At 65.6% G+C, this 404-nt stretch carries 1 pseudogene; it reads left to right on the top strand.

What is annotated here, in order from left to right:
- Window positions 1-140, top strand: a pseudogene (locus tag P3H15_RS55365) (cutinase); the annotation flags it as partial.
- Window positions 141-404 lie beyond the last annotated feature (264 nt).

Raw genomic sequence — 404 nt, 5'->3', positions numbered from 1 at the left:
TCACCGGGTACTCCCAGGGTGCGGACGCGGCAGGCGATCTCGCGTCGGCGATCGGAAACGCTCGAGGTCCGATCGAGGCGGATCGGGTCCTCGGGGTGGCGTTGCTCGCCGACCCGGGTGCCGGCACGCAGGGCAGATCGGCAGGAACGCCGAGGTCACGATGATGAACGTGGTGGAGCCGTCCCCGTCCAGTGACACGATCGACGTCAGCAACGCCGTACCGACGACCAGTTTCATCGGGTCGTTGCGGACGAACTTGAGGATCAGCCACATCCCAGCCGAAATCCACACCTCAGGCACACGGCACGAAAAATTGAGGCTAGCCTCGATCTCGCCGGTGATCTGCGAGGGCACCGGTGGGAGGTCACGCTGCTTGCGCCCGATCGTGGCCTCCACGTCCTGAC

Origin of the sequence: Rhodococcus sp. T2V (assembly GCF_029269925.1) — a bacterium.
Lineage (GTDB): Bacteria > Actinomycetota > Actinomycetes > Mycobacteriales > Mycobacteriaceae > Rhodococcus_F > Rhodococcus_F koreensis.
The sequence above is the reverse complement of the archived record's forward strand: the minus strand, read 5'-3'. Positions and strand labels throughout refer to the sequence as shown.